The following is an 18,437-nucleotide window of genomic DNA, read 5'->3' on the forward strand; positions in this document are numbered from 1 at the left end:
TAGTGCGCTAATAGCTAATTGACGTAAAAGCCGCTTTCGAGCGGCTTTTTTGTTTGTTAGTGTACGTTTAACATCGAGTCCGAGTTGAGAATAAAATGTCAGATACGGTAAACCAGCAGTATATAGATTGGTTAAGCCAAGTATGTAGCGCGCAAGTATTAGACACACAAATGATTCAACCTCTTTGGAGTGGCTACGGTGCATGCTTTCGTGCCACTTTGGGCTATCCCAATAGTACTTTTTCAAAGAACCAGGACGAGAGTAGCCCTTCCCAAGAAAGCCAGTATCACCAAGCTCAACAAAACCCACTTGGCGCGCAACAAGGTGGAGACGAAGCAGCGCTAAAAGTAGTCGTGAAATGCGCCACTCCGCCACGCAGGCTCTCACACCCTAAAGGCTGGAATGGTGAAGCTAGCCACAACCGTAAGTGCCAATCTTTTAAGGTAGAGAACTGTTTTTATAGCGACGTTCAAGTCCAAACTGATGCGTCGTGCCGTACAGCTAAATGCTTAGGGCACAGCCAACAGGGCGAAGCCTCCCTTCTTGTTATGGAAGACTTAGCACACAGCGGCTATTCTCGCACGGCCTCTTCACTTACCGCTGCGCAATGCATCACTGTTTTAAAATGGCTTGCCAACTTTCATGCGCGCTTTGTCAATGTAAGAGGTGAATTTGATAGCCGAAGTTTACAATTATGGCCTGAAGGCACTTATTGGCACTTGGCAACCCGTGAAGATGAGTTCAACGCCATGTCGGATGGATTACTAAAGCAACATGCTGTCGATATATCTACCACGTTAGGCGACGCTCACTACCACACTTTGGTGCACGGCGATGCTAAAGTGGCTAACTTTTGTTTTACCGAAGATTTTTCTGACTGTGCAGCTGTCGACTTTCAGTACGTGGGTTATGGCGCAGGCATAAAGGACGTGGCGTATTTTTTGGGCAGTGCCCTATCAACCCAAACCCACATGAAGCATCGTGATGCACTGCTCAATACCTACTTTCAAGCGCTCGAAGATGCGCTACACACTCGATTGGCTAACAATGATAGTTCGGCTTGTTTCAAGCGTGCTGATATTGCGCTTATCATTGCTGAATGGAAGTGCCTGTACCCCTTCGCCTGCGCTGACTTTTATCGGTTCTTAGCGGGTTGGAGCCCCGAACACTGGAAAATAGATGAAGAGCTCCAATATCAAACAGATATTGCCTTGTCTATTCTTGAGCGCACGGCTTAAACGATCACGTTTTCATAGTGATCATGCCTTTTATAAACGCACTTTTTTCTTCTCTCTCTCGCGCCCTTTGTTAAGTTCTATTTTTACACCAATTCCCCCGTCATGTCGCTGGTAGCCCATCTGCTCAGACTTGCTATTTTATTACCGTGAAACTGCACCATTAAATTACATTTAGCGTATATAGTGACAAATAATCATGACGCTGCTGCCAATGTACAAACGTAAACTCTACCTTTTTGGGCTTCTGTCCACATTTATCTTGTTGATAGCATTGGCCAGCGCAGCTATTTCTGCACATTTAACACGCACTAACCTAGCGCAAGCACAGCTCGCTCAATCGCTGCTGTCAGAGCACCAACAGTTATCAAGTATTTCCTATAGGCTTTTCAAACAGCTAACCGATGAGCTTATTTTTGGTAAGAATGCAAACCAAGCGAAAGTGAGAAATAAGCAACAACAAATAGAAAACTCGTTGAACCGTATAAAGTCCCTGGAACTTGCACAACGCGAAGCACTAGGGCTTGAGGCAACACTAGGAAGCGTTGAAGATACTGATGAACTTGAAGCGCTCATTCAAAGCATTGTGGAAGAGTTTAGAGCTATCGCGCTAAGTAACGACAGTACTCCACTTAATCAACAGCAGCGCCTTCAAACATTACTAGAGGTTACAATCGACAACCAGTTTAGGGAGGCCATCAACTCTGCAGTAAACCGCCAGACAGGCGTTGTATCGCGCATTAACGCTAGCATTGAAACGCTAAACACCAGCATTGTGTGGTTTACTATCAGTTTAGGTCTTATTACCTGTCCTTTTATTCTGCTGGGTTGCTATTGGCTATTCAATGCCCTGTATCAGCCGCTTACAGTTATTCGCACGGGTACCGATGCCATTGCCTCGGGAAACTACCACTATCGATTGCCTGAAACCCTGGATAGCGAATTTACTGACTTGGTCAAAGCACTAAATTCCATGATAGCGCGACTACAAGAACACGAAGACCAGGCTGATGCCCATCGTAAGCACTTAGAGTTTGAAGTGGAGAGCCGAACCCGGGCGTTAAAAGAAGCTAACAATAAACTCACTCAGCTGGACGCAAAGCGCCGACAATTTATGGCTGATGTAAGTCACGAATTGCGCACGCCGTTAACCATTATTCGAGGCGAAGCGCAGGTAACCCTTAGGCAGGCTGCGGCTAGCAACGAGATTTATAAAGAAACGCTAGAAACCATACTTGAGCAAGCCGTGAACTTAAGTAAGTTGGTTGATGATTTGCTGCTGCTAGCGCGTGCCGAGATGCACGAATTTACTGTAGATCTGGTTAAATCTGACTTACATAACCTGCTTACACAAAATATGGCGTTATGGCAAAAGCTCACAAAGCCAAGAGACCTATACCTTAAATGGCTTGCCAATAATGAGGTCCAAGTGCTCATCGACAAAGACAGAATTGCGCAGGTACTGACCATCCTTATCGAAAACGCGCACAAATATTCTTATCCCGATACGCCCATTGTGCTGCGCGTTGAGAGCGAAGGCCCGAATATCAACGTATCGGTCATTGATAGCGGTGAAGGCATTTCGTCAAGTGATTTGCAGCACGTTTTTGAACGCTTCGTTAGGTTAAAGCGCAAAGGCAATGGAATGGGGCTAGGTTTGTCTATCGCTAAAGCGATAGCAGAAGCCCACCACGGTACATTGAGTGCGCATTCCACATTAGGTAAAGGCTCGCAGTTCACGTTGACGCTGCCAGTTTTACAAGACCACGCGACGCCCTTAGATTAATAACAACCGTTAAGTAACATCGAACGACTAGGATCATAACAACAATGAAAATTCTTATTGCTGATGACGAAGCCCCCTTGCTACGCTTTCTATCACGAGGCTTAAGCGCTGAAGGTTTTGAGTGCATCGAAGAGTCGGCATTACACAACTTAGTCACGCGCATTCGCCATGAAACCCCTGCCATTATTGTACTTGATCGCATGTTTGGTGATGAAGATAGCGTAGAGCTGCTGCCCGCAATCAAGTCGCTTCCCCATGCCCCTATGGTTTTGTTGCTAACCGCAGTGGACGAAGTACGCGAGCGCGTGAATGGTTTAAAACAAGGCGCGGATGACTATTTGTGCAAGCCATTTGACTTTGACGAACTACTTGCGCGCATAACGGCCTTAAGCCGAAGAGTGACGAATACACCGGTTACCCAATTAGGCCTCACCATCGGACCGTTAAACATCGATGACGAGTCACGTATTGCGACATTGTCTGGAGAAGAGATTTCACTCACCAAACTAGAATACGACATGCTCTACTACTTCGCAGAAAATGCTGAAAAAGTGCTGTCTCGAGAACGCATATTAAGTCGAGTATGGCGAAGTCACAGCGATCCGCTAACTAATGTTGTTGATGTGTATATCAGTAGGCTGCGACAAAAGCTTCACAGCAGTGATGCCATACTTATTGAAACTCTGAGAGGCAACGGCTATCGGTTGACCACCAGAAAATAGTCGTTTCGTCTCATTAGCTATTGCATTCATGTGTTATCCCGCCTAATTTGAACACTCGTTCAAAACTTATATAAAGGATAATTATGGCTCGCTCACCTTCTTCATTACTCTCAAGGCTATGTTGCGCGACCGCTGTAGGCATTAGTCTATTGTCATCACCAGTCTTCGCTCAGACAGACACCAGAGATGCCGCGCAGCCTGATAAGAATACAGCAATGTCTGCACGGGAATTGCGAGCACCAAAGGTTATCTTTTTCGATGTTAATGAGACCTTGCTAGACCTCACCGCCATGCGCAGCTCGGTAGGCGAAGCCTTGGGCGGTCGAGATGATTTGTTGCCACTGTGGTTCTCTACTATGCTGCATCATTCACTGGTTGATTCAACGACTGGCCGCTTTCATACCTTTGGAGAAATTGGCGTTGCCTCCTTGCTGATGGTCGCTGAAATTGAAGGTATTGAATTGACCAAAGAGCAAGCCAAAACGGCAATTGTCACCCCTTTGCGAAGCCTACCACCCCACCCTGACGTGCGCGATGGCTTGCAGGCACTTAAAGACAAAGGCTATAAACTCGTAAGCCTTACCAACTCATCTAATCAAGGCGTTTATACCCAATTTAAGAATGCTGATCTTTTGTCTTATTTCGACGAGCGACTAAGTGTTGAAGACATTAACTTATATAAGCCCGATACACGCACTTACGAGTGGGCTATTGAAAAAATGGGTATAGCAGCAGAAGACGCTATGTTAGTGGCGGCACACGGTTGGGATATTGCTGGTGCAAAACAGGCAGGCTGGCAAGCCGCGTTCATTGCACGCCCCGGCAAGGTACTTTACCCGTTAGCAATAGCGCCTGACACGGTGGTAAGCGGACTAGATGAATTAGTCTCCCAGTTACCCGATGCCAAATAAGCGTTAGGGTTGATGGTATCTAGGTGCAAATAAAAGCACAGCTTATCGGTTGGCACGGGTGAACATAATTATTAGGTCAAACGCCTGGGCCATAAAAGGTCATGCCAACCAATATTTCGAGCTAGGCACTGAGCTACGCTTTTGCCGTGCCTGCTCTTTTCATATCGATGTGAGGAATATCGTCTTCCAAATACATAGTCGAAGTGGCTTCAAACCCAAAACCTTCATAAAACCGTTTTAAATACTCTTGCGCGCCAATTTCAATATCACAGCCTGGCCATAACGCCTCACAATGATCAATGGCTTCACGCATAAGTGCTCTGCCCGCCCCTTTACCTCTGAACGCTTCGCTGGTAGCTACTCGACCGATACTCACCGATGGATAACTTACCCCTTCGCCAAGTAATCGTGCACACGCTACCAATTTGTTATCTTGAAACCCCATTAAATGATGAGTTTTCGGATGGCGGTCTTTTTCGTCAAGCTCCGGATAGGCACAGTTTTGCTCAACGACAAAAACATCGACACGCAGCTTGAACAAATCGAAGAGTTGATGATTAGTCATTTCATTAAATGTAAGTGATTGCCAGGAAACCATGTTGCCTCGATGATTTTTTATTATTAACGTTTGAGTAGCGCCTTTAACAGATCCTGTTAAAGTTTTAGATGTCAAAATACAAATTTTAAGATGCCAATTTTAAAATACTAACTTTAAATTGCTAACTTTAAAATCTTTGCGACGATAACGATTGGTTTAGTGTAACGCAACCCATTTTACTCACAACTTATGCTACAGCCTGAGCACCACACGCGTAGGTCAAGATACTCTGGATTATTCAGGCCCTAGGGTTAAGATACTCGTTGTTCGCCAACCCTGCCTTTACATAGTCAATGAACATTTTAACCTTAGAAAGGTTCTTACGCCCTTCAACACTTACCACCTGTATAGGCAACTTTTTGTCTTCCACATCTTCTAACAAACTTACCAAATCACCACTTCTAAGTGCTTCAGCAACCTGATAGGACATCAACCGAACAACCCCAACGCCTGCAATGGCGGCGTTAATAGCCGCTCTGTTTTGGTTGGATTGAAAACGAGGTGTGAGCTTAATGGCAATAGGTCTGCCGCTTTTGTGATACGTCCATACCGCTGGCTCGTTAAAGCGCGTCGGATAAAGCACACTATGCCGTTTTAAATCTTCTGGCTTTTTTATGGCCGGGCTACTCGCCAAGTAGCTAGGCGCCGCACAGGTTACACGCCGTACGTATCCTACCGTAACACCGTAAAGCGAGGAGTCTTTCGGGTTACCTATACGTATTGCTACATCCATATTGCTATCAATTAGATTCACCACATCGTCGTGAAAATGCCCATTAACCCTAATGTCGGGATAGTCCTTAAGGAATTGGGATATTATTGGCGTTACATAACGTTCGCCGAACAAAATTGGTGCCGTGATATTAAGCTCACCTCTGGGCACTAAATCAATGCCAGACACAGCAGCTTCACTTTGCTCAATATCTGCCAGTATACGTGAAACATGAATAAGGTAATGTTCACCAACCTCACTCAATTTCACTTGTCGCGTTGTGCGATGAAAAAGTCGAGTATTTAACTGTGCCTCTAAATGTGCAATACACCGAGTAACCGCAGGCGCTGACATCGACATCACGTCTGCAGCTCCTACAAAGCTTCCCGACTTAGCAGCCTCTGCAAACACTCTCATGCACAAAAGCTTGTCCATATTATTTCACTCAATGAAATTATAAATTTCAAAAATAGCTAATTATTAAATAAAAGGAAAGTTCTAATATCGCTATCAGCTTTTACACGTTTTCGTTCAGGTTAACGTTTTTACACTATAGCCCAATGCCTACAGGAGTTATTTATGAGACCACCGCTTCCCCCCTTTTCACCTGAAACCGCAGCGCAAAAAGTGCGCCTTGCTGAAGACGCATGGAACACCAAAGATGCGGTAAAAGTTGCAGGTGCTTATACCTTTGACTGCCGTTGGCGCAACCGAGCAGAATTTATTGAAGGACGTGCTCAAATAGTGAGTTTTTTGACGAGAAAGTGGAACAAAGAGCTCAACTATAAATTAGTAAAAGAGCTATGGGCATTCAACGCAAACCGCATAGCAGTGCGCTTTGCATACGAGTACAAGGACGATTCTGGTCAATGGTATAGAGCTTACGGTAATGAAAATTGGCAGTTCAACCTTGATGGCCTAATGGAAAAACGTATTGCCAGTATCAACGAACATCCTATTTCAGAAAGTGACCGAAAGTTCACGTGGGATGGCGAACGACGCCCTGACGATTTTCCCACTCTGTCCGAGCTTGAGCTGTAAACAATGTTGATAATAACACCCAACAAACCATTTCTATTGAGAGGATGAATTTATGACAAATCCAACAAGCAATACATTGCCAAAAAGCCCTATTATTTTGATTCAAAACCCTAAATCTGGCCACTGCCACAAGGTTTCATTGTTTATGGCACTGAATGCCATCCCTTTCACAACCGTTGAGCCTGACATGGCCAAAGGCGAGCACAAGAGTGAACGCTTCAGCTCACTTAACGTGTTTAAACAAGTCCCCGTGATAACAGACGGTGATATCACTTTGGCTGACTCCAATGCCATTCTGGTTTATTTGATCCACGCATACGCAGACAGTGACTATTGGCTAGGAAAGGACGCCAAAGAAAAAGCGCTAATTCAACGCTGGCTATCAGTCTCAGCGGGTGAACTTGCTAAAGGGCCGGCCGCCGCGCGATTAGAATACGTATTTGGAGCAACTATTCATGTGCCCACAGTACTAGCCACCAGCGAGACTTTACTTGCAAACATGGAGGCTCATCTAGGAAACACGGTAAGTTCTTTTTTGGTTGGCGAACACGTTACCGCAGCAGACATCGCTATGTATTCGTATATAGCTCATGCCCCTGAAGGAGGAATATCGCTGTCCAAGTTTCCTCTTATCAATGCCTGGATAAATGAGGTTGAGAGTCTGGATAATTTTGTCCCAATGCCAGCGTCTGACATCGCACCAGCGCGCAATACCAGTCCGCATATTTAATTGAGGTCGTTATGTCTCTACCTAAGCTATCATCCTTGAACCCAGCGTTTCATCAAGGCGAAATTGCACTGCAAAAAAAGCTGGAAATTGACAGGGAAATCGGTGAGCGGACGAATGGTTTTATTCGTAGCTTTATGCCGGAACAACACAGGCAGTTCTTTACATCCAGTCCGTTCACTGTTTTCGCCTTGGTAGACGAAAAAGGCCACCCTGTAGCCACGCCTGTTTGGGGAGAAGGAGATTTCATAGAAAGTCCCTCTGCTACCCAATTGCGCTTTAGCCTACCAGTAGAAGTTTGGAATATGATGCAACACTCGTTAAATCTCGACGTGACTTCAGGCAGCAAAGTTGGAATCGTCGGCATTGAATACGCTACAAGGCGAAGAAATCGGTTGAACGGTACGATAAGTCACGCAACTAATGAAAACCTTACGGTATTGGTAGATCAAAGTTTCGGTAACTGCCCCCAATACATTCACAAACGAACCACAGTCAAAAAACAACGTGCCGTTCAGACTGCCCCAATGAAAACCACAGTAGGTGCCGGTGATTCTACATTTTTTACTTCAACATCGAATGTGCTCACCCCAAGCGCACACTCGCTAATATCAAGGGCTGAAACGTTTTTTATTGCCTCACGACATAAATCTTTAGGCCATGCAGCGAATGAAGGTCTAGACGCTTCTCACAGGGGGGGCAAAGCAGGCTTTGTTAAAGTGGAAGGGAATTCGTTAATCTTTCCCGATTTTAGCGGTAATAAATTCTTTAATACCTTGGGCAACATCCTACTAGACCCACGCGTCGGTCTATGTTTTTGGGATAATGAAACAGGCGACCTTCTGTTTATTAAAGCAAAGGCGAGTATCGAATCCCTCGAATCGAATATAACCGCATTTGAAGGTGCTGAGCGCTTTGTGTCTCTTTCGGTACTCTCGGTAACACATATTTCGGGTGTGTATCCCTACTCCCATGAGATCACAGACATGTCCCCCTATGCACTAAAGACAGGCGACTGGAAATAAGCGGTTAATTGATGAACCCTATCATCTAGTTAGCGTAATCAATTGGAATACCGTAACCAGAATGGTTACGCTGTTTAGACAAAAAGTCTTGGTTAGGTTTTGTAGACAAGGGCAAATGCCCGCGTAGACACAGGGGCAGAACATGAGTGATAAGCGTAACATCAAAATGTACAACAAACCCGCTGGCGGATGGGGAGCACTAAAGAGTGTAACCCAGAGCTGGATCCAAAGCGAAAAGCCACTTAAGAATCTACGAGCCATGCTCAAGACGAACCAAGACAAAGGCTTTGACTGCCCAGGCTGTGCGTGGGGTGAATCACCAGTAAGTGGTTTAGTGAAGTTTTGTGAAAATGGTGCTAAAGCAGTGAACTGGGAGTCTACCGGTCGCTATGTAGACCCAACATTTTTCTCAAAGTATTCGGTCGGCTCACTGAAAAAGCACACCGACTACTGGCTAGAGTCACAAGGGAGACTCACCCACCCTATGCGCTACAATGCTCAAGCAGACCATTACGAACCAGTATCATGGGACGATGCCTTCGCACTTATTGCCAAACACTTGAAGGGTTTACATTCCCCTCATCAGGCGGAGTTTTATACCTCCGGGCGGGCGAGTAACGAAGCCGCCTATTTATATCAGTTATTCGTACGCGCATTTGGCACAAATAATTTTCCCGATTGTTCAAATATGTGCCACGAAGCGTCGGGGCAAGGTATGAAACCTACGATAGGCGTGGGCAAAGGCACAGTTACGTTCAATGATTTTGCAAAAGCAGACACCATTTTTGTTATCGGCCAAAATCCGGGAACTAACCACCCTCGCATGCTAGAACCTCTTCGTGAAGCAGTACGAAGAGGGGCGCAAGTGGTATGCTTCAACCCGTTAAAAGAGCGTGGCCTTGAACGATTTCAAAACCCGCAGCATCCCGTTGAAATGCTAACCAATGGCTCTGAGCCAACTAATACCGCCTATTTCAGGCCTGCTCTTGGTGGTGACATGGCGGTTATGCGCGGCATCGCAAAATGGTTGTTAACTTGGGAACAAGAAGCCAAAGCAAACAATGCTCCTCCCGTATTCGACCACGACTTTATTAACACACATACCAATGGAATGGACGACTATTTGAGTGTCGTTGAAGCGACGAGCTGGGAGCATATTGAAGCGCAGAGCGGTTTATCAAAAGACGAAATACGTCACGCGGCAACCATGTACAAACGTGGAGAACGGGTGATCATGTGCTGGGCAATGGGGATCACCCAACACAAGCACTCAGTCGCTACGGTTCAGGAAATAGTGAACGTTCAACTACTGAGAGGAAACGTGGGCAAGCCTGGTGCAGGGCTTTCTCCCGTTCGTGGCCACAGCAATGTGCAGGGGGATAGAACCGTGGGTATTAACGAAGTACCGCCTAAAGCATTGCTTGACGCACTAGAGAACAAGTTTAACTTCGCCGTTCCACGAGAAAGAGGTCACAATACGATTCAAGCTATCCAGGCTATGGAAAGTGGTGAATCCAAAGTTTTCATCGGCCTAGGCGGTAATTTCGCCCAGGCGACGCCAGATACGCCGCGTACTCATGCTGCGCTGTCACAATGCGACTTAACCGTTCATATCGCCACCAAATTAAATCGTTCCCACCTAACCACAGGTAAAGACGCGCTTATATTACCCTGCTTGGGACGTACTGAAATTGACATGCAGGCTAGCGGGCAACAAGGCGTGACTGTGGAAGATACGTTTTCTATGGTCCATATCTCTTATGGCCAACTTCCGCCAAGCTCGCCCGAACTTCGCTCTGAACCCGCTATTATTGCTGGTATTGCGAAGGCGACGTTAGGCAACACGCCGGTAGACTGGGACTTCTTAATAAGCGATTACGACAATATTCGAGAGCTCATTGCCGACACCATAGACGGTTTTAAAGACTTTAACACCAAACTCGCTCAACCAGGTGGTTTTCATTTAGGTAATGCAGCAAGTGAGAGACGCTGGTTAACACCATCGGGCAAAGCCGAGTTTGCTGCTAACGGCCTGCCTGATTCACTATTAAATGCTGACCTCGTTGCGAAAGGTGAAGAGCCGGACCTCATTTTACAAACACTGCGCTCTCATGATCAGTACAACACAACTATCTACGGTATGGATGACCGCTACAGAAACGTGTTTGGCGCGCGGGACGTTCTGTTTGTCAATGAACGTGACATTAAGAAGCTGGGTTTTAACGATGGCGATAAAGTCGACATTACGTCAATGTGGAACGACGGCAAAACACGTCAAGTTAAACAGTTTATGTTGGTGGCTTACGACATCCCGCAAGGTCAAGCGGCAGCATATTACCCCGAAACCAATCCGTTAGTACCACTAGAAAGCTACGGTGATGGCACGTTCACACCAACATCAAAATTTATCGCGATCAAACTTTCGAAATCTGAATCAGATGGCCGAATAGCAGTCTCTGCGGTGTAAGTTTTTCTTTGCTTATCCGGTACTTATCAGTACAGGCCCTTTATTTTTAACTGGCTCGCTGCGCACTACTTTTCTTGCGGTGCGTAAGCTCTTGGAGGGTCATACTTAGGTACATGGATCAGGGTGAGACCGTAACGGCTTGCCCACTTTACTGATAAGGCTGTAGGAGCAGATAGCGTCACTACCAAAGGTAATTTAGCTCTTATCGCTTTTTGAACCAACTCTAAACTGCAGCGGCTTGTGAGCACAACAATACCTTCAGGTTGAAAGAGTTTTTGGGTGGTGATAGCACCAATTAATTTATCAAAAGCATTATGCCTTCCTATATCTTCTCGGCATGCCAGCACATTGCGCTTAGCATCAATGTAAAGCGCTCCATGCACTGCACCGCTCTGCTGAGCTAATGCTTGCGCATTAGATATAAGGCTTCGCAATCCTTTAAACCAGCTCACATCAGGCAAAGGCGATACATTAATAGACGTCAATTGAGGCAAAGCGTTGTCTAATGCCTCAACACCGCAGAGCCCACAGCCCGACGCCCCCGCCAATTGCCGTTTATTTTCCTTTAACTTCCAGAACGCCTGATTGGCAATTTCAACTTCAGCATTGATGTGTTCTTTGTGATGCGTCAATTCAATACCGTAAAGCTGGCGGGGATGTTCGATAATGTCGTTACTTAAACTGAAGCCCACAATGAAATCTTCAATATCGTTTGGGGTTATCAGCATTACGGCATAATTAATACCGTTATAACTAATGCTTAAAGCGACTTCTTCGGCAAGGGCAAACTTTTGAGTATAGGGTGCAGCATCTAAAACCAATGCGTGCTGTTCAGTGTTACTTTTCATGCGGCCAATCACCTGGAGTATTCACGTTCAACCACTCTACGTCATCTTCATTAGACATATTTGCGAGACGCTTTTTGTTGTCGCTTTCATCTTTACGCGCTGTTTTTTTGAGGCCGGCTTCTTTAAGAGAAACTGCATTGAGAATTTCTAAAAATCCTACCACTCGTCTTTTACTTTGCTCAACTAGATAGTTGGCTAAGAGGGCTTTGGTGTCCTGAGTAACGGGTAAATAGAAAGGCAAAAAGCGTTTTTCCACATAACATGCCTTTTCAGCCTCTCGCCCTCGCGAAACTAATATTCTCAAAAGCTCGGGCGTCATCTGCGGCATGTCAACGGGAAGAACAAGCAGTTCACAAGGATTGCCATTGTGATTATCAGATTGAGATAGTGCGTCTAAAACAGCATGTACTCCGCTAAGCGGACCTGCATCTTCAATTTTGTCATTCAAAAAGCCTGGCGTGTTACGACTAATTAACACTTTATCGCAACTCGCTGCCTGTAAAAGTAACGAAGCATTATCGATGAGAGTACGGCCCTGATAACGCATAAGTGCTTTATCTTGCCCCATTCTGCGCGATTGGCCACCCGCAAGCACTAAACCGATGAGTGTCGTATTCACTTTACTCACTGCGTATGCCTCCTTTATTGAAAATCTCCTCATATCCTTTTAAAAACTCAAAGCATTGCTTGGCAATGGGAGAGCTGGGTTCGCCTTTTCGCATGATGAGCCCTAGAGGCGAAATGGTTTTACCATCGTCAACAGTAACATAGGCGAGTCCTAAATCATCATTGGCCTTTGCGACGTTGGTTGGAAGGATCGTACAACACATCCCCTTTTTCACTGCTTGAAGTAAACAATGAACCGAGTCTGATTCAATAACGGGTTCATTGTTCACGCCTACATTTGCCATGTTCAACGTGATTGACTGCCTAAAGTGCATTGAAGGTGTTAATAACCCAAGTGGCAGTGATGAAAGAGACTGCCAGCTTAGGGTATCTTGCTCAAAGCAGTAATGATTTGGGTTATACAGCAACACCATTGGTGTAGCTTTAAACGGCAAAATATGGAAGTGTTGCGCGCTCATGCCTTCAAGGTAACAAAGACCCAGATCAAGTTCGTTACGGTGTAGCGCGTTAACGATATACTCACTACTATGTGTTTGTAAGGAAAACTGTAGTGCACTGTGCTGTTTTGAGAGGGTGTCAATAATGTCGATAGGATCGACACTCGCTAGAGGAACGGCACCGATCCGAAGTCGGCCAACTAAGGCACCTTTGCACGATGCAGCTTCCGCTTGTAATCCGTCACACGCCGCTAAGATATTCCTTGCCCATGCCAAAATTCTTTCACCTTCCGGCGTAAAGCCTTGGAATCTGTGGTTGCGAGCCACCAACTGAATGCCAAGCTCATCCTCTAAATTATGAAGACGTGAAGAAAGCGTGGGTTGTGTAACATTGCACGACTTAGCCGCTTTACCGAAGTGCTGCGTCTCACCTAACGCGACCAAAAACCGGAGCTGACGAATATCCAAAGACCAATACCTTAATCATGATAGATAGCTTCTATCATGATTCTACCAACGGAATGCTTGACTTGTAAGTACATTAAACGCATGTTTTTAGAATAAGCCAAAAATTCCAAAAATATGTGTACATGCTGATTGATAGAAACTATCACTCAACATTATTCGCCCAGCATAGATTTAGCATTTTGTTCTGCGCAAGCGCTGCAACGCTGCTAGACCGACATCGCCTGAAAAATTTGTAGACGACGTGTACTAGCGCCTGTTGACCTTTGATGGTGCCTTCTTACAACAAGTCCCATTGAAAATAGAAATAGCCATACCGTTGCGGCTTCACTTACTGCATGAGTAACCGTAGTCAAATAGCCAATATCAGCAAACGACGCTACAGTGGTATCACTTAACGAAATTGGATATGGCCCCAAATACCCTGTCATTAGGTCTGATGAACCACCAGGCCAAGGTTCGTCCCAGTGACTGTTGGCAGTGCCGCCTCCTCCCCCTAGTTCCACAGGAATAAATGTGGCGTTTTCAACAAACTCGCGGCGATAAATTTCCAAAGCGTACTCTCCGGTGTAACGCCCTGAACCGCTGGCGTAGTTAGATTGGCTGCCCGCAATAAAAAAGTCGGTTGTCCACAATGTTCCAAATCCAATAACATGGGCCATCTCGTGTACGATGACATCAAAAAGCGTACCGCGACTTTCTAAGCTTGCAAGGTCTGCCGTATCAAAACGCATGCGGCCTTTATTTGCATAAACAAAAGTGCTGTCTGGTAGCTGAGTGATACCCGTTGGGCCAGCACTACCCAATACGCCACCCACACCATCAAGTGCAACGCCACTCGCATCTATAACAATATTGTGATTAAACTCGCTTTGAACGCCTATTAAGTAAGACTCCCAATAAGCGATTGCATCATCAAAAACGCTGGATTGTGAAAGTGTTAAACCACCAAGATCGTTAATAGAAATTTTGAATAGTCCTGCATTTGCTGAAAAAGACACACACAACGACACCACAACACTGAAGAACCACTTAATTGAGACACCCATGGCACCCCTCCAAAACTAAGAAAAAACGTTCGATGCAAATAAAATGAGTAACGTAGGCCTGTTTATCTTTGCTGTATTTCAAAGCTCAACAGGGTAAGAACTAAAAAAACTATAGTAGAGAAAACCGTATGTAGGTATGAGAAAGATTGCTTGTTAACGGCAAAAGTAAAAATTACTAAAGATCAACGTGTTGAATTTTTTAACAGAGAATGCTTAACCGTAAGTCGTTCGCCATTGGCACAATGACGTATTGGGAGGGGGCGAATTATTGAAATTTTTTACGTCTACTTTCCCGCTTACCACGCTCTGTGATACAGAGCGCGGCTGCGAGAATGAATTAGAGGGCCTACCAGGTTAAATCATCTGGAATTTCATAATCGGCGTACCAATCATCTTCTTCTTCATCTTTACCATCGGCTCCGCTCTTATCTAAATCAGCACGGTAAATAACTGAAGCCTCGTCGCGCTGCGCAATTTTGTCAGCAACGGGGGCTGGTACTAGTTCATAAGCGTCATCTAACAATACAACAGCCAAACGACCTTTTGTCACTTGCTTGTGCATCTCTTCACTTACATACAGACGCTTTACTACGTTGTCGTGCGTAAAGTTAAGTAAGGTTTCGCCATTGCGCGGTTGTTTGTTTACAGTAATAAGCTGCCTTACCTGCGCAATAATTGAGCGCTTCTCTCGCTCTTGCTGTTGAAGCTGGTTTAGCTCGCGTGAGCGCGCTTTTTTCTCTTCAGCTGCTTGTTGAGCAGCAATAGTCGCTTCATCAACGACAGGTTGTTTTTGCTTATTCTTTTGCTTTTGTTTTTTGCGTTTATCTGCACGCGCTTGCTTTGCAGATGCTTTATCGGCCAAACCGGCTTTCAGTAGTTGGTCTTGTAAGGAGGCCATAATTACTCTCTGTTACTCTGTTTCTATTGATACGCTTTGCAGACGTTTACCGTCTTTTAACTACGTAACAAGCCCGAGCAATGCCGGGCTTGTGAATTTCAATTAAAGGACTATTTTTACCTTTTCCGATGTAACGGCGTTACTTCTTCTTGGCTTTGGTCGCTGGCTTTTTAGCGGCTTGTTCCTGCCATTTGCCATTGTCGTACCACGCAGACCATCCTGTTGCTTTACCGTTGTCATTTTCAGACATCACGTATTGCTGTTTGGTCTTTCTGCTGTATCGAACTATTGCAGGGTTACCATCAGGGTCCGTTTGTGGCGCATCAGCAAGATAGTAGAATTTCGGCGAAATTCTATCTCTAAAGCGAGCAAGTTCTTCTACTTTCGGTGCACGAGTTTCACGCGACTTTGGAAAGTTGTGCGCCGCTAAGAAAATTCCCGAAGCGCCATCACGTAGCATAAAGTGCGCGTCAGACTTTTCACACGGAAGCTCAGGTAAATCTACCGGATCTTCTTTTGGCGGCGCAGCTTCGCCGTTTCTAAGCAGCTTACGAGTATTCTTACACTCTTCGTTGGTGCAGCCGAAGTATTTACCAAATCGACCGTTTTTAAGCTCCATATCGCTGCCACATTTATCACACTCAATAATGGGGCCGTCATAGCCTTTTATCTTGAATGTGCCCGTTTCAACTAAGGTGCCATCACATGTTGGTGTGTTACCACACACATGAAGTTTACGGGTTTCGTCAACCAAGTAACTGTCCATCGCCGTGCCGCACTTAGGACAACGCTTTTTAGAACGAAGCGCTTCCGTTTCGAGCTCTTCTTCATCGTCCACTTTCACGACTTCATCACCAGGCGTTAAATTCATGGTGTTTGTGCAGCGCTCTTTCGGCGGTAAATTGTAGCCTGAACAGCCCAAGAATACGCCGGTTGATGCGGTTCTCACGTTCATTTCACGGCCGCATTTATCGCACTCAACACCTGCAGGTACTGCCTGATTCAAGCGCATACCGCCCTCTTCAGGGTCTTTCTCAGCGTTTAGGAGTTTTCCGTAGAAGCCGCTGTAAAAGTCGTTGAGCACGTCCTTCCAATCTTTCTTGCCTTCAGCAATATCATCAAGATGTTGCTCCATGTTGGCAGTGAAGTCATAGCTCATTAAATCGTCAAAGTTTTCCATCAGACGATCGTTTACGATTTCGCCCATTTTCTCGGCATAAAAACGCTTATTCTCTAAGCGCACATAGCCGCGATCTTGAATCGTCGAAATAATACTGGCGTAGGTCGATGGACGACCAATACCGCGTTTTTCAAGCTCTTTTACCAACGAAGCTTCATTAAACCGCGCTACAGGCTTGGTGAAGTGCTGTTTAGGATCAAGCGCTTTTAAGTCAAGCAGATCGCCTTTTTGTACATCAGGCAACATGAGCTCTTCTTCGCCTTTTTTACGAAGCTGAGGTTGAACGCGAGTCCAACCATCGAACTTAAGTACGCGGCCTTTCGCCGTCAGCTCGTAATCACCAGCCGCCACTTTGATAGTGGTTGCATCGTACTTAGCTGGAGTCATTTGACAGGCCACAAACTGGCGCCAAATAAGCTCATAAAGTCGCTGTGCATCGCGCTCCATATCGCCCAAACTTGCAGCACTTATGCTCACGTTTGAAGGACGGATCGCTTCGTGCGCCTCTTGCGCACCTTCTTTACTGCCGTAGCGATTTGGCGAATCAGGCAGGTACTTGTCACCAAAATTATCTGAAATGTACGCACGAGCACTGTCCAAGGCCTCTTGGCTTAAATTGGTTGAATCCGTACGCATATAGGTGATGTAGCCCGCCTCATAAAGGCGCTGTGCCATCATCATGGTTTTCTTAACACCAAAGCCCAATCGAGTACTTGCCGCTTGTTGTAGCGTTGAGGTAATAAATGGTGCAGAAGGACGACTTTGTGTAGGCTTTGACTCGCGGCTTTCTACCGTGTAGTTAGCCCCTTCTAAGTCAGCAAGCGCTTTATCTGTTTCGGCCTTGTTTTTAGGCTTGAACGCATTGCCCTGGTCTTTTGCTACCAGCATGCGTAGTGCCGCCTTTTGCTGGCTAGTTAAATCTGCGTGTACGTCCCAAAACTCTTCAGGTACAAACGCTTTAATTTCTCGCTCACGCTCTACAACAAGCCTAACTGCTACCGATTGAACACGCCCAGCTGACAGGCCTCGCGCAATTTTTTTCCACAAAAGTGGCGATACCATAAAGCCTACAACACGGTCTAGGAATCGACGAGCCTGCTGCGCGTTGACGCGAGAGATGTTTAGTTCGCCCGGATCTGAGAACGCATCTTGAATCGCGTTTTTAGTAATCTCGTTAAACACCACTCGCTGGTAAGTTTTGTCTTTTTTACCTAGCAGCTCTTGTAAATGCCATGCGATCGCTTCCCCTTCGCGGTCCAAATCGGTCGCGAGATAGATAGTGTCAGCATCTTTTGCAAGCTTTTTAAGTTCGTTAACGACTTTCTCTTTACCCTGCAGCACTTGATAGTGGGCTTTCCAGTCTTTCTCTGGATCCACACCCATTCTGTCTACAAGCTTCAAATATTCGTGACGGCGAAGATATTCTTGACGCTCTTCTTCGCTTAAAGTTTTGAGTTCTTTAGCCGGTTTTTTAGGCTCTACTTTGCCTAAAGCCTTCGTCGGAAGATCTCGCACGTGGCCAACCGAACTTTTTACGATAAAATTTTTACCGAGATATTTATTTATCGTTTTCGCTTTGGCTGGTGACTCGACTATGACCAGTGATTTTGCCATATAATTGAACTAAACCTATTGATTTTTAATGACTATTTACGTCAAATTCTGAAAATTGGAGCAACCTTGCACTATATATAGGGTACTCGCTCTTT

Annotated in this window: 16 protein-coding genes; 8 read left to right on the forward strand and 8 right to left on the reverse strand. The window is 45.6% G+C overall.

The annotated features are described in order from the left end of the window. The first annotated feature begins 95 nt into the window (after positions 1–95). The 4 genes from ACFI6J_RS02635 (at position 96) to ACFI6J_RS02650 (ending at position 4,654) form a co-directional block, all read left to right on the forward strand. The gene (locus ACFI6J_RS02635) at positions 96–1,238 is read left to right on the forward strand and encodes an oxidoreductase family protein (protein WP_156086306.1); all 1,143 of its coding nucleotides are present in this window, start codon (positions 96–98) and stop codon (positions 1,236–1,238) included. Positions 1,239–1,449: 211 nt separating this feature from the next. Next, positions 1,450–3,021 carry a sensor histidine kinase gene (locus tag ACFI6J_RS02640; protein ID WP_156086305.1) on the forward strand — a complete coding sequence of 524 codons (1,572 nt, stop codon included), beginning with the start codon at positions 1,450–1,452 and terminating at the stop codon, positions 3,019–3,021. Between the two features lie 44 nt (positions 3,022–3,065). Beyond that, the gene (locus tag ACFI6J_RS02645) at positions 3,066–3,743 is read left to right on the forward strand and encodes a response regulator transcription factor (protein ID WP_156086304.1); all 678 of its coding nucleotides are present in this window, start codon (positions 3,066–3,068) and stop codon (positions 3,741–3,743) included. Between the two features lie 83 nt (positions 3,744–3,826). Then, positions 3,827–4,654 (forward strand): haloacid dehalogenase type II, encoded by an 828-nt coding sequence (locus ACFI6J_RS02650; RefSeq protein WP_156086303.1) that lies wholly within the window; start codon positions 3,827–3,829, stop codon positions 4,652–4,654. 133 nt (positions 4,655–4,787) lie between these two features. Here ACFI6J_RS02650 and ACFI6J_RS02655 read toward each other — a convergent pair whose 3' ends face one another. Together ACFI6J_RS02655 and ACFI6J_RS02660 are read right to left on the reverse strand one after the other, a co-directional pair. After that, a complete protein-coding gene (locus tag ACFI6J_RS02655; protein WP_156086302.1) occupies positions 4,788–5,252 on the reverse strand; it encodes a GNAT family N-acetyltransferase in 465 nt (154 codons plus the stop codon). 238 nt (positions 5,253–5,490) lie between these two features. Then, positions 5,491–6,381 carry a LysR substrate-binding domain-containing protein gene (locus ACFI6J_RS02660; RefSeq protein ID WP_156087334.1) on the reverse strand — a complete coding sequence of 297 codons (891 nt, stop codon included), beginning with the start codon at positions 6,379–6,381 and terminating at the stop codon, positions 5,491–5,493. A gap of 162 nt (positions 6,382–6,543) precedes the next feature. On the opposite strand from ACFI6J_RS02660, the gene ACFI6J_RS02665 reads away from it, so the two are divergent. From ACFI6J_RS02665 to ACFI6J_RS02680, 4 genes are all read left to right on the forward strand, one after another. Then, the gene (locus tag ACFI6J_RS02665) at positions 6,544–7,005 is read left to right on the forward strand and encodes a nuclear transport factor 2 family protein (RefSeq protein ID WP_014979105.1); all 462 of its coding nucleotides are present in this window, start codon (positions 6,544–6,546) and stop codon (positions 7,003–7,005) included. Between the two features lie 52 nt (positions 7,006–7,057). Next, entirely contained in the window at positions 7,058–7,735 is a 678-nt protein-coding gene (locus ACFI6J_RS02670) for a glutathione S-transferase family protein (RefSeq protein WP_156086301.1), read from the forward strand. 11 nt (positions 7,736–7,746) lie between these two features. Beyond that, entirely contained in the window at positions 7,747–8,757 is a 1,011-nt protein-coding gene (locus ACFI6J_RS02675) for a pyridoxamine 5'-phosphate oxidase family protein (protein WP_156086300.1), read from the forward strand. A gap of 142 nt (positions 8,758–8,899) precedes the next feature. Continuing rightward, a complete protein-coding gene (locus ACFI6J_RS02680) occupies positions 8,900–11,224 on the forward strand; it encodes an FdhF/YdeP family oxidoreductase (RefSeq protein ID WP_156086299.1) in 2,325 nt (774 codons plus the stop codon). 65 nt (positions 11,225–11,289) lie between these two features. Here the strand turns inward: ACFI6J_RS02680 and fdhD are convergent, their stop codons facing one another. The 6 genes from fdhD to topA form a co-directional block, all read right to left on the reverse strand. Beyond that, positions 11,290–12,072: a formate dehydrogenase accessory sulfurtransferase FdhD gene (fdhD, locus tag ACFI6J_RS02685; protein WP_156086298.1), complete on the reverse strand. Its 783-nt coding sequence runs from the start codon at positions 12,070–12,072 to the stop codon at positions 11,290–11,292. Beyond that, complete coding sequence (gene mobA / locus ACFI6J_RS02690) at positions 12,062–12,700, reverse strand: molybdenum cofactor guanylyltransferase (protein ID WP_156086297.1); 639 nt, start codon at positions 12,698–12,700, stop codon at positions 12,062–12,064. The genes fdhD and mobA overlap by 11 nt, the downstream gene beginning before the upstream one ends. Continuing rightward, on the reverse strand, positions 12,693–13,604 hold the full coding sequence (locus ACFI6J_RS02695; protein WP_156086296.1) for a LysR family transcriptional regulator: 912 nt from the start codon (positions 13,602–13,604) through the stop codon (positions 12,693–12,695). Before ACFI6J_RS02695 ends, mobA begins: the two co-directional genes overlap by 8 nt. Positions 13,605–13,810: 206 nt before the next feature. Next, on the reverse strand, positions 13,811–14,650 hold the full coding sequence (locus ACFI6J_RS02700) for a leishmanolysin-related zinc metalloendopeptidase (protein WP_156086295.1): 840 nt from the start codon (positions 14,648–14,650) through the stop codon (positions 13,811–13,813). A 346-nt stretch (positions 14,651–14,996) separates the two neighbouring features. Continuing rightward, positions 14,997–15,548 carry a DUF2058 domain-containing protein gene (locus ACFI6J_RS02705; RefSeq protein WP_014976306.1) on the reverse strand — a complete coding sequence of 184 codons (552 nt, stop codon included), beginning with the start codon at positions 15,546–15,548 and terminating at the stop codon, positions 14,997–14,999. 139 nt (positions 15,549–15,687) lie between these two features. Beyond that, a complete protein-coding gene (topA, locus tag ACFI6J_RS02710; RefSeq protein WP_156086294.1) occupies positions 15,688–18,342 on the reverse strand; it encodes a type I DNA topoisomerase in 2,655 nt (884 codons plus the stop codon). Between the last annotated feature and the right edge of the window lie 95 nt (positions 18,343–18,437).

The sequence above is a fragment of the Alteromonas sp. G4i13 genome (assembly GCF_054960505.1).

Coding starts and splice junctions, on each gene's coding strand:
- ACFI6J_RS02635 (WP_156086306.1), top strand. CDS start 96: ATGTCAGATACGGTAAACCAGCAGTATATAGATTGGTTAAGCCAAGTA.
- ACFI6J_RS02640 (WP_156086305.1), top strand. CDS start 1,450: ATGTACAAACGTAAACTCTACCTTTTTGGGCTTCTGTCCACATTTATC.
- ACFI6J_RS02645 (WP_156086304.1), top strand. CDS start 3,066: ATGAAAATTCTTATTGCTGATGACGAAGCCCCCTTGCTACGCTTTCTA.
- ACFI6J_RS02650 (WP_156086303.1), top strand. CDS start 3,827: ATGGCTCGCTCACCTTCTTCATTACTCTCAAGGCTATGTTGCGCGACC.
- ACFI6J_RS02655 (WP_156086302.1), bottom strand. CDS start 5,252: ATGGTTTCCTGGCAATCACTTACATTTAATGAAATGACTAATCATCAA.
- ACFI6J_RS02660 (WP_156087334.1), bottom strand. CDS start 6,381: ATGAGAGTGTTTGCAGAGGCTGCTAAGTCGGGAAGCTTTGTAGGAGCT.
- ACFI6J_RS02665 (WP_014979105.1), top strand. CDS start 6,544: ATGAGACCACCGCTTCCCCCCTTTTCACCTGAAACCGCAGCGCAAAAA.
- ACFI6J_RS02670 (WP_156086301.1), top strand. CDS start 7,058: ATGACAAATCCAACAAGCAATACATTGCCAAAAAGCCCTATTATTTTG.
- ACFI6J_RS02675 (WP_156086300.1), top strand. CDS start 7,747: ATGTCTCTACCTAAGCTATCATCCTTGAACCCAGCGTTTCATCAAGGC.
- ACFI6J_RS02680 (WP_156086299.1), top strand. CDS start 8,900: ATGAGTGATAAGCGTAACATCAAAATGTACAACAAACCCGCTGGCGGA.
- fdhD (WP_156086298.1), bottom strand. CDS start 12,072: ATGAAAAGTAACACTGAACAGCACGCATTGGTTTTAGATGCTGCACCC.
- ACFI6J_RS02700 (WP_156086295.1), bottom strand. CDS start 14,650: ATGGGTGTCTCAATTAAGTGGTTCTTCAGTGTTGTGGTGTCGTTGTGT.
- ACFI6J_RS02705 (WP_014976306.1), bottom strand. CDS start 15,548: ATGGCCTCCTTACAAGACCAACTACTGAAAGCCGGTTTGGCCGATAAA.
- topA (WP_156086294.1), bottom strand. CDS start 18,342: ATGGCAAAATCACTGGTCATAGTCGAGTCACCAGCCAAAGCGAAAACG.